Source organism: Methylorubrum salsuginis (genome assembly GCF_900114375.1).
GTDB lineage: Bacteria > Pseudomonadota > Alphaproteobacteria > Rhizobiales > Beijerinckiaceae > Methylobacterium > Methylobacterium salsuginis.
The window spans coordinates 32,184-46,526 of sequence record NZ_FOSV01000023.1 but is presented as its reverse complement, the minus strand read 5'-3'; the positions used below and the strand labels follow the sequence as shown (position 1 = coordinate 46,526).

Sequence of the window (14,343 nt, the reverse complement as noted above, 5' to 3'; positions counted from 1 at the left end):
GCGAGTTTCGTCGGACGCTCCTGAACGGGCGATGAGAAAAGCCGTTCCGGTTGCCGGAAGCGGGGTGCGTCGCTACCTAACGCCCCGAATTCTTCCGTCATCGGCCCTTTTCGGCGCCCGGAGCCACGAATGGAGCTTCTCAAGCTCGCCGCCCTCGATGCCGAGGATCTCGCCGTGATCTCGGCCCACCTTCAGGACGCCGTCCTGCGGGCGGGCGACCTCGCATGGCTGCCCGGCGAGCACCGCTTCGTGCTGGTGGCGCGCCGGTTCGACTGGTCGGTCGCCCCCGGTGAGGCGCCCCGGCGGCGGCTCTCGGGCGTGCATTTCGAGCGCGTCAACGGCGTGAAGACCCGCGGCATCACGCCGGGCGCCTCCTCCGACGAAACGCTGAGCCTGCTCGCCGTCACGTTCGAGGAGGGCGAGGCGCCGTCCGGCGTCGCGACGCTCGTCTTCTCCGGCGGCGCCGCGATCCGCCTCGACCTCGAATGCATCGAGGTGCGTCTGAAGGATCTCGGCCCCGTCTGGGAGGCCGACGGCACGCCCGACCACGAGGCGGTGCGCCCCCTCGTCGAGAACCGCCCGTGACGTTTCCTCCCGTGACCTTCCCTCTCAAGACCGGCCCCGCCCGATGATCCGTCTCGACAGCCGCGCGCCCGATTTCGCGCAAGCCTTCAAGCGCCTGCTCGGCCTCAAGCGCGAGATCGCCGAGGATGTGGACGAGACCGTGCGCGGCATCATCGCGGGCGTCGTCTCCGGGGGAGACGCGGCGCTGGTCGACTACACCCGCCGCTTCGACCGGCTCGGCCAGGATTTTTCGGCAGCCTCCCTGCGGATCACCGCGGAGGAAGTGGAGGCCGCGGTCGCCGCCTGCCCGGCGGAGGCGCGGGCGGCCCTCGAACTCGCCGCCGAGCGGATCGAAGCCTATCACCGCCGGCAGATCCCGGAGGACCACCTCTCCACCGACGATCTCGGCGTCACCGCGGGCTGGCGCTGGACCGCGCTCGAATCGGTCGGCCTCTACGTGCCGGGCGGGACGGCGAGCTACCCGTCCTCGGTGCTGATGAACGCCGTGCCGGCCCGCGTCGCGGGCGTGCCGCGCATCGTCATGGTGGTGCCGACGCCCGAGGGCCAGCTCAACCCGCTGGTGCTCGCCGCCGCCCACCTCTCGGGCGTCACCGAGATCTATCGCGTCGGCGGGGCGCAGGCCGTGGCCGCGCTCGCCTACGGCACCGAGACCATCGCGCCGGTCGCCAAGATCGTCGGCCCCGGCAATGCCTGGGTCGCGGCGGCCAAGCGCCGGGTGTTCGGCCAAGTCGGCATCGACATGATCGCCGGCCCCTCCGAGGTGCTGATCCTGGCCGACGGCCACGCCAACCCCGACTGGATCGCCGCCGACCTGCTGGCCCAGGCCGAGCACGACCCCGCGGCCCAATCCGTCCTCGTCACCGATTCGGATGAATTGGCGGACGCGACCGAGGCGGCGGTCGAGCGGGCTCTGGCGACCCTGCCGCGGGCCGACATCGCGCGGGCGAGCTGGCGCGATTACGGCGCCATCGTCCTCGTCCGGAATTTCGAGGAGGCGGTGCCGCTGGTCGATGCCATCGCGCCGGAGCATCTCGAGATCGAGACCGAGGACGCCGACGAACTCGCGCTGAAGATCCGCAACGCGGGTGCGATCTTCCTGGGCTCCCACACGCCGGAGGCCATCGGCGACTATGTCGGCGGGCCGAACCACGTGCTGCCGACCGCCCGCTCGGCCCGGTTCTCCTCGGGCCTCGGCGTGCTCGACTTCATGAAGCGCACCTCGATCCTGCGCTGCGATCCCGCGGCCCTGCGCGCGCTCGGACCGGCGGCCATCGCGCTGGGGCAGTCGGAGGGGCTCGACGGGCATGCCCGCTCGGTCGCGATCCGGCTCAACCTGTAAAACCGATCGGCGATGATCCCGACTCATCGCCGATGGCCCCCGCGACGGCGGGGCGGCGGGCATCCGCCGGATGCACGCAACAGGACCATCGGTCCGGTTGCGTGCCGCTTGGCATAAGAGCCTCATGAAGCGCGCGGTGCGCTTCATGAGAGCCACTAAAAACTTGCCTGTGGCGCGGGCTTTCGGCTCATGTGACGGGAGAGCGGTGCCCGTGGATTCGGCACCGGGAAGAAGAAGGCGGCGGCGATGACGGCCGAAGCGGGGCAAGCGGCGGAGGAGAAACCGAGGAACCGGCTCGCGGCGGTACGCCTCGACGAGGCCTCGATCAGCCGCGGCAACCCGGACCAGGAGCACGAGCGCGCCATCGCGATCTACGACATCCTGGAGGAGAACTGCTTCACGATCCCCGACCGGGACGACGGCCCCTACGCCCTCGTCCTCGGGCTCGTGGAGAACAAGCTCTCCTTCGCGATCTCGACGGAGAGCGGCGAGCCGGTGATGACCCACCTGCTGTCGCTGACGCCGTTCCGCCGGGTGATCCGCGACTACGAGATGATCTGCGAGAGCTATTACAGCGCGATCCGCACCGCCTCGCCGACGCAGATCGAAGCGATCGACATGGGCCGGCGCGGCCTGCACAACGAGGCCTCCGAGCTGCTGCGCCAGCGCCTCGAAGGCAAGGTCGATCTCGACCACAACACCGCGCGGCGCCTGTTCACCCTGGTCTTCGCCTTGCACTGGAAGGGGTGAGCGCGCGTTCCGGTGAAGCGGGTGTCGGTTCCGCGAAAGCGAGCGTGGCCGGAACGCATCATCCTGCCCGAAGCTTGCATGCAAACGGAAAAACGTTGCGCTTTCGGGGAGCACGGGGCGGCCCTATGACGGTAGACGCGAGGCGGCCTTCGTAAGGCGGGGCATGGCGGACGACGCGATCCCGGGGACGGGGCCGAAGAAGCGGCGGGTGCAGTCCGTCCTGTTCATGTGCAACTTCAACGCGGTGCGTTCGCTCGCGGCAGAAGCGATCGCGCGCCACTATTTCGGCAAGTCCACCTACGTGCAGTCGGCCGGCGTGCGCTCGGGCGAGCCGAGCGACCCGTTCATGATCGCGGCGCTCGACGAGATCGGCATCGACGCGGCCCGCCACAAGCCGCGCACCATCGAGCAGTTGGAGGACTGGGAGGGGCTGAACTTCGACCTGATCGTCACCCTCTCGCCGGAAGCCCACCACCGCGCGCTGGAACTGACCCATACGATCGCGGCCGACGTGGAATACTGGCCGACCCCGGACCCGACGCTCAACCAGGACGGCACCCGCGAGCAGCGCCTCGACGGCTACCGCGACGTCCGCGACGGCCTGACCTATCGGATCAAGGCGCGGCTGAAGGGGTAGCCGGCCGCTTCTGCGACACAGCCGGCTACGGAGATGGCGCGGCTGTCATCGAATCGTCGCGGATCACCCCGAAAGGCAGGGCCTGACCCTCGCGAGGAGAGCCCGGTCCCATGGACTTCCACCGCCGTTTCACCGTGCTGATGTGCACGCCTCACTTCGAACAGGGCGACCTTGAAGGCGCGCGGGTCGAGCAGATCGTGGCGGCGGTCGAGGCGCGCGGCTTCGAGGTGGTGCGGGCGCGGCGCGTTGAGGACGCCTCCATCGCGGTCCAGACCGATTCGGCGGTCGGCTGCCTCGTGGTCGATTGGGGCAAGCGCGGGCTCGAGGGCAAGGCCGCCGCGCTCATCGACATGATGCGAAAGCGCGGCCTTGAGATGCCGATCGTCATCATGGTCCGCCGCAAGCGGCTGGAGGACATCCCGGTCGAGCTGCTGGACTTCATCGACGGCTACATCTTCCTCGCCGAAGAGACCCCCGAATTCATCGCCCGCGGCCTCGTCTCCCGCGTGACGCAGTACGCCGACACGCTCAAGACCCCGTTCTTCGGCGCGCTGGTGGATTACGCCGAAGAGGGCAACCAGCTCTGGACCTGCCCCGGCCACAACGGCGGCATTTTCTATAATCGCTCGCCGATCGGCCGCATCTTCGTGGAGCATCTGGGCGAGGCGATCTTCCGCGACGACCTCGACAACTCGGTGCTCGATCTCGGCGATCTGCTGACCCACGAGGGCCCGGCGCTGAAGGCGCAGAAGGAAGCCGCGGCGATCTTCGGCGCCGAAAAGACCTACTTCGTCCTCAACGGCACCTCGGCCTCGAACAAGGTCGTGCTGGGCTCGCTGGTGGCCGAGGACGATCTCGTCCTGTTCGACCGCAACAACCACAAGGCCGCCCATCACGGCGCCCTGATGCTCGCCGGCGGCATCCCGATTTTCTTGGAAACGGATCGGAATGCCTATGGTTTGATCGGCCCGATCTACCACGAGTCGCTCGATGAAGAGCGCATCCGCGAAAAGATCAAAAACAACCCCCTGGTGAAGGACAAGGAGGCGTGGCGCAAAGAGCGCCCGTTCCGCTGCGCCGTCATCGAGCAATGCACCTATGACGGCACGATCTACGACGCCCAGGCGCTGGTCGAGCGGATCGGGCACCTGTGCGACTACATCCTGTTCGACGAGGCCTGGGCGGGCTTCATGAAGTTCCACCCGCTCTACGCCCGCCGCTTCGCCATGGGCCTGACCGGGCTCGACGAGACCTCGCCGGGCATCATCGCCACGCAATCGACCCACAAGCAGCTGGCGAGCTTCTCCCAGGCCTCGCAGATCCACACCCGCGACGGTCATATCCGCGGCCAGACCCGGCGCGTCGAGCACAAGCGCCTGAACGAGAGCTTCCTCGTCCACGCCTCGACCTCGCCTTTCTACCCGATCTTCGCCTCGCTCGATGTCGGCGCGCAGATGATGAAGGGCCGCTCCGGCGTCGTCCTGTGGGACGACACGATCCGGCTCGGCATCGAGTGGCGCAAGAAGGCGCGCGCCATCCGCAAGGAGTTCGAGGAGCGCGAGGCCGATCCGAAGCGGCGCTGGTTCTTCGACCCCTTCGTGCCCGACGTGGTGGTCGGCCCCGACGGCGGCGAGACGCCGTGGGAATCGATCCCGACCGACATCCTGGCCTCGGACGCCCGCTACTGGGAGCTGACGCCGGGCGCCTCCTGGCACGGCTTCACCCATGTCGGGCCGTCCCATCGCGACGGCGGTCAACCGGGCTTCGCCATCACCGATCCGAACAAGCTCACCATCCTGACCCCCGGATTCGACCGGAAGACCGGCGCCTATACCGAGCACGGCGTGCCCGCGCCGATCGTGGCGCAATACCTGCGTGAGAACCGGATCGTCCCGGAGAAGAACGATCTGAACTCGCTGCTCTTCCTGCTGACGCCGGGCGTCGAATCCTCGAAGGCCGGCACGCTGATCTCGGGGCTGGTCGCCTTCAAGCGGCTGCACGACGACAACGTGCTTCTGGAGGAGGCGATGCCGGAATTCGTCCGCGCCCGGCCCAAGCGCTACCGCGGCGTGCGCCTGCGCGACCTCTGCGCCGACTACCACACGTTCCATCGCGAGTCGGGCACCTCGGCGCTGCAGCGCAAGCAGTTCATGCCCGAGCACCTGCCCGAGATGGTGATGCCCCCCAAGGCCGCCGCGCAGATGCTGACGCGCAACAAGGTCGATTACGTGCCGATCGCGGAAGCCGAAGGGCGCGTCGCCACCACGCTGATGCTGGTCTACCCGCCCGGCATCGGCACCGTGCTGCCGGGCGAGCGCCTGGACGAGCGGGCCAAGCCCATGCTCGACTACTTCAAGATGTTCGAGGCGGCCTCGAACCTGTTTCCCGGCTTCGAGGCCGAGATCCAGGGCGTCTACCGCGAGACCGACCCGGACGGGCGCATCCGCTTCCACACCTACGTGCTGCGCGAGGGGGCTTGATGGCCCAAGGGGCGCAGGCTGGGGCGCAGGCTGGGGCGCGGGCCGAGACGCCGACCGAAGGGGCGCTCGCGGAGAGGCCATGTCCGGCCCATTGGCCGGACATCGTGATCCGGCCGTCCTCGGATGCCGACGTGCCGGCGATGATCGCCATCTACGAGCGCCACATCCGTCGCGGCGTCGGCGATACCGGCGACTTCGAGGAGGAGCGCCTGCTCCCCGACGACCTGAAGCGGCGGCGCAAGAACATGCGCAGCAAGCGCCTGCCCCATCTCGTCGCCGAGCGGGACGGGCAGGTGGCCGGCTACGCCTACGCCGTGCCGTTCCGCAAGCGCCCGGCCTACCGCTTCACCCTCAAGCACTCGATCTACGTCCACCCCGACCACCTGCATGCGGGCATCGGCCGGCGCCTGCTCCCGGCGCTGATCGAGGCCTGTTCCGCCGGCGGCTACCGCCAGATGATCGGCTATATCGACGCGAAGAACGAGGCGTCCTTGCGCCTGCACGAGGCCTGCGGGTTCGCCCGCGTCGGCTACCTGCCGGCCATCGGCTACAAGTACGGGCGCTGGAGCGACAGCGTCATGGTCCAGTGCCCGCTCGGCTCCGGCGCCGACGACCAGCCGCAATCCTGGGACCGGCCGGCGGAGTAGATCAGTTGCTCGCCACGTCGGTGGCATCGTCGGTGCCACCGACCTTCATGTCGCTGCCCAGCGAGTAGATCTCGTAGGGCTTACCGCCCGCGCCGGGGGAGCGGTACAGGTAGGGCTGGTTCCACGGATCGATCAGGCCGCGGGCGTCGCGCAGATACGGGCCGCGCCAGGTTCCGCCGGTGGGCTGGACCAGCGCCTGGAGCCCCTGCTGCGCCGTCGGGTAGCTGCCGAGGTCGAGGTAGTACAGCTCCACCGCCTGGGCGATGTTCTTGACCTGCACGCGGGCGGTGTCGCCCCGAGCGCGACCGAGATAGCCGAGCACCTGCGGCGTCACCATCGTGGCGATCATGCCGATGATCGCAAGCACCACCAGCAGCTCGACCAGCGAGAAGCCGGCCTGCCGCCCGGCGGCTCGTTTCTCGTCCTCGACCGCGTCGTCCGTCATCGTCGCCACCTGTGGGGTCTGTCCGGCGGGCAGGATCGCCGCGAGTTCCGAACAAGACCTGACCGCAGCCGCAGGGTACGGCCCGCCGTCCCGCATTTCTTTTGATGTTTCTTATCGGAATCCTGCGACGCTTCCGGACGATCCGGCGGGCCTCGCCCCGCGCCAGCGGGAAGCGCTCATGGCCGCGGCCAGCTCTCAGTTCCTCAAGACGGCCTCGCTCGTCCTGATCCTGACCGTGCTCTTCGGCATCGGGCCTGCGGCCGCCGACACGCTGCCGAAGGTCATGAGCCTGCCGCTGCCGGCGCCGTTCCCGCCGATCCGCCTGCTCACCCTCCTGGTCGGCCTCCATCTGATCGGCCTGTGCTTCGGGCTCGGCGGCGCGACCATGCTGGATTTCTGGATCCTGCGCTGGATGCGCTGGGGCGGCCTGCCGCCCGAGATCGCCCGCACCTTCCTGTTCGTCAGCAAGGTCGTCTCGGTCGGGATCGCGCTGCTCTGGCTCTCCGGCCTCGGCTTCCTCGCGGTCTACGCCGTCGAGTCGCCCGAAAAGCTCGCCAACCCCAAGATCGTGGCCAAGTTCGTCATCGTGCTGGCGCTCACCATCAACGGCCTGCTGATCCACGCCCTGGTCCTGCCGAGCGTGCTCAGGGACGTGAGCCGGCCGATGTTCGAGGGTGTGTCGCACACGAGCACCGCGGTCTTCCTCGTCTCGGGGGCGATCTCCGGCGTGTCGTGGTACGCCGCCTTCGCGCTGGGGCTGATGCGCGAGTTGAACGGGCGCGTCTCCGCCGGTCTCCTGCTCACCCTCTGGATGGCCGCGGTCGTCGTCGCCTCGGTCGCCGCCTTCGCGTTCTGGCAGTCCCTGCTGGCCCGCAGCGCCCGCGGCGCGATGGCCGAGCCCTCCCCCGATCTGCGCCCGCTCGATTTCGGTGACGCCCCGCCCCCGCCGCCCCATCCGATGCGGGCGGTGCCGATGACCTTCACGCCGATCCCGCAGAGCCGCATCGTTCTGCTGGGCCGGCGATGAACCTCGACCCCGGATCGCTGACGCTGACGCTCCTGCCGCTGCCGATCACCCTCGCCCTGAGCGTGACCGACCTGCGCCGCCGGATCCTCCCCGATCCCCTCAACCTCCTCCTGCTCGGCCTCGGCCTCGCCGTCGCGACCATGCGCGAACCGGAGCCGTCGGCCCTCGCCGCCTGCCTCGCGCAAGCCGCGGCGGCGTTCGGATGCCTCTGGGGCCTGCGCGCCCTCTACGGTCGCTTGCGCGGACGCACCGGTCTGGGCCTCGGCGACGTGAAGTTCGTCGGCGCCGCCACCGCCTGGATCGGCCTCGAAGGGCTGCCGCTCCTGATCCTGATCGCCAGCACCGCGGCGCTCGCCGCCCTCGCCCTGGCCGCGCTCGCGGGGCGGCGCGTCACGCGGGAATTCCGGTTGCCGTTCGGGCCGTTCCTGGCGGCCGGGCTGCACGCCGCCCTGCTCTTGGGCCATGCGCCCTGAGGTCGGGCTCCGACCGAACCCGCGAGCGAGACCATCCCGTTGGAAGCCCCGGAGGGATCGGAGGCCGGCGGGCTCCTGCCCTGATCCCGGCGCAGCCCAGCCCCCCCGGTGAGACGGCTACACGACAGGCAAAATCCTGCCGATTCTCCCCGCGTTTTCCTGGCCCTTTCGCGGGCCGCGCACAGGCTGGCCTCATGCCGTTTCACGATCCCGTCCCGCAGATCGCGCTGAACGACGGGCACACGATCCCCCAGATCGGCTTCGGCGTCTATCGACTGGAGGACGCGCAGGCGCCGGCCATGGTCGGCACGGCGCTGGGCAGCGGCTACCGCTCGGTCGACACGGCCTCGGTCTACGGCAACGAGGCGGGCGTCGGGCGCGCCTTGCGCGAGACCACGGTCCAGCGCGCGGACGTGTTCGTGACGACCAAGCTCTGGAACGACGACCAGGGCTACGACGCGACCCTGCGGGCCTTCGAGGCGAGCCTCGCCCGCCTCGCGGTCGAGGCGGTCGATCTCTATCTGATCCACTGGCCCTGTCCGGCGCGCGGCCTCTATCTCGACAGCTGGCGCGCCCTGATCCGCCTGCGCGAGGAGGGCCGCGCCCGCTCCATCGGGGTGTCCAATTTTTCGGAAGGCCAGCTCGACCGGCTCGTGTCGGAGACCGGCGTCACCCCGGCCCTGAACCAGATCGAGCTGCATCCCCGCTTCCAGCAGCGTTCCTTGCGGGCGGCGCACGAGCGGCTCGGCATCGTCACCGAGGCCTGGAGCCCGCTCGGCAAGGCGCAGATTCTCGACGAGCCGGTGATCACCCGCATCGCCGGCCGCCTCGGGCGCAACCCGGCCCAGATCGTGATGCGCTGGCACGTCGAATGCGGCTTCGTCGCGATCCCGAAATCCGCCACCCCGACGCGGATCAGCGAGAACCTCGACGTGTTCGGCTTTTCGCTGACCGAGGACGACCACGCCGCCATCGCCGGGCTCGACCGCGCCGACGGGCGCATCGGGCCGGACCCGGCGACGTTGCAATAATACCGACCGCCGCCGCGCCGTGCGCGCGGGCCACCGCGATGCGTCCTCATCGCCGATGGGGATGCGTTTTACCCCGCGAGCGGCAGCGGCTTCACCGCCGCCAGCTCCGTCCCGCCCTTGCGCTCCAAGAGGCCCGGCGGCGGCACCGGCGCCTCGATGGTGCAGACGACACCGTCGGGCTCGTAGAGCAGCTCGACCGTGCCGGCGAGTTCGCGGGCGAGGCTGCGCTCGATCAGGCGCGAGCCGAAGCCGCGGCGCGTCGGCGGCGTCACCGGCGGGCCGCCGGCCTCGCTCCAGCGCAGCGAGAGGCGCAGTTCGGGCTTGCGCTGCACCGTCCAGGTGATCGTCACCACGCCGCCCTCTTTCGACAGCGCGCCGTATTTGACCGCGTTGGTGCCGAGTTCGTGGAGCGCCATGGCGATGGAAAGCGCCAGCCGCGGCGCGAGGCGTAGGCGCGGGCCCGAAACGGAGAAGCGCGGCGTCTGCCCGTCGCCGGCCTCCAGCGGGCGGATCGCGTCGGCCACCACGGTCTTGAGTTCGGCCCCGTCCCAGCTCTCGCGGGTCAGCACGTCGTGGGCACGGGCGAGCGCCAGCAGCCGCGCCTCGAAGGCGGCGCGGGCCGCTTCCGCCTCCTCGCCGTCGAGCCCGCGCAGGGACTGCATCGCGATCGACTGCACCGTGGCGAGCGTGTTCTTCACCCGGTGGTTCAACTCGTTGATGAGCAGGCGCAGGTGCTCCTCGGCCCGCTTGGCGTCGGTGACGTCGACGCTGCATCCGGTGAAGCCGAGGAAGGTGCCGTGGTCGTCGAGGCGCGGCACGCCCTCGCAGCGCAGCCAGCGCACCTCGCCCGCGCGGTCCACCACCCGCATCTCGGCCCGGAACGGGCGGCGGCTCTCGAACGCCTCTTCGAAGGTCGAGAGGAACAGCGGTAGGTCCGGCGGATGGACGATCGATTCCCAGCCCGATCCCGACATCTCGGCCGCCGGGCGGCCGAACAGGTGGTCGAAATGCATGTTGGCGAAGACGACCTCGGCGGTCTCGTCGGTCATCCAGATCAGGGCCGGCGCCGAATCGGCCATGTGGCGGAAGCGCGCCTCGCTCTCCTTGAGGGCCGAGAGGCCGCGCTGGGTCTCGGCGAGCGCGCGGTCGCGCTCCTCGCTGCGGGTGCGGAGCCGCAAGGAGGCTTCCGACAGCACGTCGCCGAGGCGGCGGATCTCGTGGATCGGCGAGGCGATGCGCGGGATCGCTTGGCCCCGGGCCAGCGCCGGACCGGAGGCCGCGAGCTGGCGCAGGGGCTTGGACACCCGCGACCACAGATGCACCGCGAGCACCGAGGAGGTCGCGAGGACGAGCAGGCCGAAACCGCCGAAGGCCCAGAGCCAGCGGTGCAGCCGCTCGTCCACGAGTTCGCGCGGGATGCTGGCGCCCGCCGTCCAGCCGTTGAGCCGCGAGCGCGCCTCGACCACAGTGACGGGCTTGAAGGCGCGGTCGCGCCCCTCCCACACGCCCGGCGTCCCGGTCGCCTTCTGGCGCAAGGTCGCGAGACGCGGGCGCCCGACCACGCCGGGCAGTTCGGGCAGGCGCGCCAGCACCACGCCGTCCCGGTCGGACACGCCCGAGGTCCAGCCCCGCACCTGCTCGCGGGCCAGAATCCCCTCGATGCGGCTGACCGGTACGGTGAAGCTGAGGATGTAGGTGACCGCGTCCTCGATCCGCACCGGCACGGCGACCGCGTAGCTCGCCTGATCGGGCGTCGCGCCCGCGAGGTAGCCGGTCACCATCGAGCGTTGCCCGCTGGCGCGCAGCTCGTGGTCGATCGGCAGCGTCGTGACCGGCAGTGGCGCGCCGGGGCGGAGCGCGGTGTTGACGATCTGCTGTCCGTCGAGGCGGCGCAGCACGATGTCGAGGCCGGTCGCGTCGCGCACCAGCCGCGCCTGGTTCTCGAAATTGGTGAATTCGCCGTCCTTGAGCCGCGGCGAGGTCGCGAGCGTCTGCAGCACCGAGACGAGGCCGGCGGTGTCGCGGTCGATCGAGAGCGCGATGCCCCGCACGTTCTCCCGCGCGTCCTGCTCGAAGCGGGCGCGCTCGGTCGAGGCGTAGCGGGCGAGGAGGATCGCGGTGAAGATCAGGCCGGGGCCGATCAGCGCGATCACCAGCATGATCAGGTAGAATTGCGTGGAGAAGCCGCGCTGGCCGAGCCGCGCGAGCAGGCGCGGCAGCGCCGCCGCCCGCGGCTCCCGCGGTGGGCCGGCCGGCGCCGCAGCCGGCGCCGGGGACGCCCCCGCCGACGGCTCCGCCTCGGCGCGGGTCTCAGGATCGGTGCGCAGCACGATCGACATGCCCCAGGTCGCGGCTCGGATCGAGCCGGTCACGCACCCGCTGCTTGAGGGTCTTCACGTCGGGGAAGCCGCCGTCGCGCACCCGCTCCCAGATCGTCTCGCCCTCGAACTCGATGGCGAAGGCGCCGCCCGTGGCGGGCCGCAGGGCCACCTCGCCGAGGTCGTCGCGGAAGGTCGAGAGCAGCTCCTGCGCCATCCAGGCGGCGCGCAGCAGCCACTGGCACTGGGTGCAGTAGGTGATCGCGACCCGCGGTCGGGTGGGCAGCGACGTAGGGGCGTCGTCGGGAGCCTCGTCCATGGCCCGCACAGCGGCCCTATCGGCTCGGCCTTGTCAACCATGCGCCTGCCCCGGCGCCGGGTTCGGTACGTCGGAGGTGCCGCGGGATCCGCGCCGAACTTCACCACCCCGTCTTCCCGCGGCGGCCCGCCGCACCTATCTCCCCTCCGACAAGGCCCCGCTTCCGTGAGGCCCCGGAGACCAGCCGCCCATGTCCGTCAGCCTCCAGCCCCCTGTGGCGCTGCGCGCGCCCGTGCTCGGCCGGATCGCCAGCGCGTTCGCCGCCCTGTGGCTGGCGCTCTGCCTGTCGGGCTGCGGCGCGATCAACCGGGTGCCGAGCCTGGAGGAGCAGGCGAAGTCCTCGTGGAGCGAGGTGCAGAACCAGTACCAGCGCCGGGCTGACCTGATCCCCAACCTCGTCGAGACGGTGAAGGGCTACGCCAAGCAGGAGCAGGAGACGCTGACCAAGGTGACGGAAGCCCGCGCCAAGGCCACCAGCATCCAGGTCGATGCCTCGACGGTGAGCGACCCGGCCAAGTTCAAGCAGTTCCAGGACGCGCAGAACCAGCTCTCGGGCGCGCTCGGGCGCCTGCTCGCCTCGGTCGAGGCCTATCCGGATCTGAAGTCGAACCAGAATTTCTTGGCGCTGCAATCGCAGCTGGAGGGCACCGAGAACCGGATCGCCGTGGCGCGGCGCGACTACATCCAGGCGGTCCAGGCCTACAACACCGAGATCCGCACGATTCCGGGCCGCTGGATCGCCTCGTGGTTCTACCCCGAGGCCAAGCCCATGGAGACCTTCACCTCGACGCCGGGCTCGGAGCGCGCGCCGAACGTGAAGTTCTAGCGCCGGCCGAGGGGTGATCCCGCACGCGCACAACAGTTTTGCCCGGCTGGCGGCAGCCCTGGCCGTCCTGCTGCTGGCCTTGGGCGCGGCGTTCGCCGCCGAGCCCGATCTTCCAAAACTCACCGGCCGCATCGTCGACGCCGCGAACATCCTCTCGCCCGAGGCCGAGGCGCGCATCGATGCCAAGCTCAAGGCGCACGAGGACAAGTCCGGCGATCAGGTCGCGGTCGCCACCGTGCCCTCGCTCCAGGGCCTCACCGTCGAGGATTTTGCCAACCGCCTGTTCCGGGCGTGGAAGCTCGGGCAGGCCAAGACCAACAACGGCGTCCTCCTCCTCGTGGCGCCAACTGAGCGTAAGGTCCGCATCGAGGTCGGCTACGGCCTGGAAGGGGCGCTCACCGACGCGCTGACCAAGGTCATCATCACCACCGCGATCACGCCGCGCTTCAAGCAGGGCGACTTTTCCGGCGGCGTCGAGGCCGGCGCCGACGCGATCCTGTCGATCCTGTCGGGCGACGCCGAGGAATGGCAGCGCCGCGCCCCGGTGCGCGCGGATTCGGTCGATCCGATCACGGTCGGGTTCTGGATCCTCGTCATCGTCGTGCTGGTGATCGTCATGGCGCGGATGAATTCCGGCGGGCGGCGCGGGCGCGGCGGTGGCATCGTCGTCCTTCCCGGCCCCTCCGGCGGCTGGGGCGGCGGCTTCTCCGATGGCGGCGGGTTTTCGGGGGGTGGCGGGTTCTCCGGCGGGGGCGGCTCGTCGGGCGGCGGGGGAGCCTCCGGTGACTGGTAGAGCGGGCATCCTCACCGAAGCGGAGCGCGCGCGGATCGCTCAAGCCATCGGCAGGGCCGAGGCCGGCACCGCGGGCGAGATCGTCGTGCTGGTGGCCGCGCGCGCCGGGCTCTACCGCTCCCCCGCCCTGGCACTGGCGCTCACTGTGGCGCTGGCGCTCCCCTGGCCCCTGATCCTGCTGACGCATTGGTCGGCGGCCGAGATCGCGCTGGCCCAGGCCGGCGGCGTGCTGGCGGCGCTTGCCGCGACGCTGAACGAGCGGGTGCGGATCGCCCTGACGCCGCGCCCCTGGCGCCACGAGCGCGCCCGCGCCGCCGCCCGCCACGAATTCGTGGCGCACGGGCTGACCGCCACGCAGGGGCGGACGGGGGTGCTGATCTACGTGGCGCTCGCCGAGCGCTACGCCGAGATCGTCGCGGATTCCGCCGTGCGCGCCCGCATCTCCGACGGCGCGTGGCGCGCGGTGCTGGGCGATCTCCTCGCCGCCGCCGGGCGCGACGAACTGGGATCGGGCCTCGTCGCGGCGGTGGAGCAAGTCGGCGGCGTGCTGGAGGCGGCGCTCCCCGGAGACGAGACCGGCAACGAGTTGCCCAACCGCGTCATCGTCTTGGAGTGAGGCCGCGGAAAAGCACTCGTTGATGGTTGGCCGTGTGTGTAGCCTCTGCAACTGGTC

At 70.5% G+C, this 14,343-nt stretch carries 15 protein-coding genes; 12 read left to right on the top strand and 3 right to left on the bottom strand.

The genetic code is table 11. From position 1 onward, the window contains the following. Window positions 1-129 precede the first annotated feature (129 nt). The 6 genes from BM140_RS20730 to BM140_RS20705 all read left to right on the top strand — a co-directional run bounded on the left by BM140_RS20730 (window position 130) and on the right by BM140_RS20705 (window position 6,438). The gene (locus BM140_RS20730; RefSeq protein WP_091950652.1) at window positions 130-585 is read left to right on the top strand and encodes a DUF2948 family protein; all 456 of its coding nucleotides are present in this window, start codon (window positions 130-132) and stop codon (window positions 583-585) included. Window positions 586-628: 43 nt separating this feature from the next. Continuing rightward, the gene (gene hisD, locus BM140_RS20725) at window positions 629-1,924 is read left to right on the top strand and encodes a histidinol dehydrogenase (protein ID WP_091950650.1); all 1,296 of its coding nucleotides are present in this window, start codon (window positions 629-631) and stop codon (window positions 1,922-1,924) included. A 246-nt stretch (window positions 1,925-2,170) separates the two neighbouring features. Further along, window positions 2,171-2,674: a UPF0262 family protein gene (locus BM140_RS20720; protein WP_091950649.1), complete on the top strand. Its 504-nt coding sequence runs from the start codon at window positions 2,171-2,173 to the stop codon at window positions 2,672-2,674. 163 nt (window positions 2,675-2,837) lie between these two features. After that, window positions 2,838-3,311, top strand: a complete 474-nt coding sequence (locus BM140_RS20715; RefSeq protein WP_091950647.1) for an arsenate-mycothiol transferase ArsC — start codon at window positions 2,838-2,840, stop codon at window positions 3,309-3,311. A gap of 110 nt (window positions 3,312-3,421) precedes the next feature. Next, the gene (locus BM140_RS20710) at window positions 3,422-5,791 is read left to right on the top strand and encodes an Orn/Lys/Arg family decarboxylase (protein WP_091950645.1); all 2,370 of its coding nucleotides are present in this window, start codon (window positions 3,422-3,424) and stop codon (window positions 5,789-5,791) included. After that, entirely contained in the window at window positions 5,791-6,438 is a 648-nt protein-coding gene (locus BM140_RS20705) for a GNAT family N-acetyltransferase (RefSeq protein WP_425287074.1), read from the top strand. The genes BM140_RS20710 and BM140_RS20705 overlap by 1 nt, the downstream gene beginning before the upstream one ends. 1 nt (window position 6,439) lies before the next feature. On the opposite strand, the gene gspG is transcribed toward BM140_RS20705, so the two are convergent. Then, a complete protein-coding gene (gene gspG, locus BM140_RS20700; RefSeq protein WP_091950706.1) occupies window positions 6,440-6,883 on the bottom strand; it encodes a type II secretion system major pseudopilin GspG in 444 nt (147 codons plus the stop codon). Window positions 6,884-7,061: 178 nt separating this feature from the next. On the opposite strand from gspG, the gene BM140_RS20695 reads away from it, so the two are divergent. From BM140_RS20695 to BM140_RS20685, 3 genes are all read left to right on the top strand, one after another. After that, complete coding sequence (locus BM140_RS20695) at window positions 7,062-7,910, top strand: hypothetical protein (RefSeq protein ID WP_244535540.1); 849 nt, start codon at window positions 7,062-7,064, stop codon at window positions 7,908-7,910. After that, window positions 7,907-8,383 (top strand): prepilin peptidase, encoded by a 477-nt coding sequence (locus tag BM140_RS20690; protein ID WP_091950643.1) that lies wholly within the window; start codon window positions 7,907-7,909, stop codon window positions 8,381-8,383. Before BM140_RS20695 ends, BM140_RS20690 begins: the two co-directional genes overlap by 4 nt. A gap of 194 nt (window positions 8,384-8,577) precedes the next feature. Then, a complete protein-coding gene (locus BM140_RS20685; RefSeq protein ID WP_091950641.1) occupies window positions 8,578-9,414 on the top strand; it encodes an aldo/keto reductase in 837 nt (278 codons plus the stop codon). A gap of 68 nt (window positions 9,415-9,482) precedes the next feature. Here BM140_RS20685 and BM140_RS20680 read toward each other — a convergent pair whose 3' ends face one another. Both BM140_RS20680 and BM140_RS20675 read right to left on the bottom strand, forming a co-directional pair. Further along, window positions 9,483-11,624, bottom strand: a complete 2,142-nt coding sequence (locus BM140_RS20680; RefSeq protein WP_091950704.1) for a sensor histidine kinase — start codon at window positions 11,622-11,624, stop codon at window positions 9,483-9,485. A gap of 100 nt (window positions 11,625-11,724) precedes the next feature. Then, complete coding sequence (locus BM140_RS20675) at window positions 11,725-12,051, bottom strand: Rdx family protein (RefSeq protein WP_091950639.1); 327 nt, start codon at window positions 12,049-12,051, stop codon at window positions 11,725-11,727. 190 nt (window positions 12,052-12,241) lie between these two features. On the opposite strand from BM140_RS20675, the gene BM140_RS20670 reads away from it, so the two are divergent. From BM140_RS20670 to BM140_RS20660, 3 genes are read left to right on the top strand one after another with little or no spacing between them, the layout of a single operon-like run. Continuing rightward, window positions 12,242-12,877, top strand: a complete 636-nt coding sequence (locus BM140_RS20670; protein ID WP_091950637.1) for a LemA family protein — start codon at window positions 12,242-12,244, stop codon at window positions 12,875-12,877. Window positions 12,878-12,890: 13 nt separating this feature from the next. Continuing rightward, on the top strand, window positions 12,891-13,670 hold the full coding sequence (locus BM140_RS20665; RefSeq protein WP_091950634.1) for a TPM domain-containing protein: 780 nt from the start codon (window positions 12,891-12,893) through the stop codon (window positions 13,668-13,670). Then, window positions 13,660-14,286, top strand: a complete 627-nt coding sequence (locus tag BM140_RS20660; protein WP_207549488.1) for a TPM domain-containing protein — start codon at window positions 13,660-13,662, stop codon at window positions 14,284-14,286. Before BM140_RS20665 ends, BM140_RS20660 begins: the two co-directional genes overlap by 11 nt. Window positions 14,287-14,343: the final 57 nt, after the last annotated feature.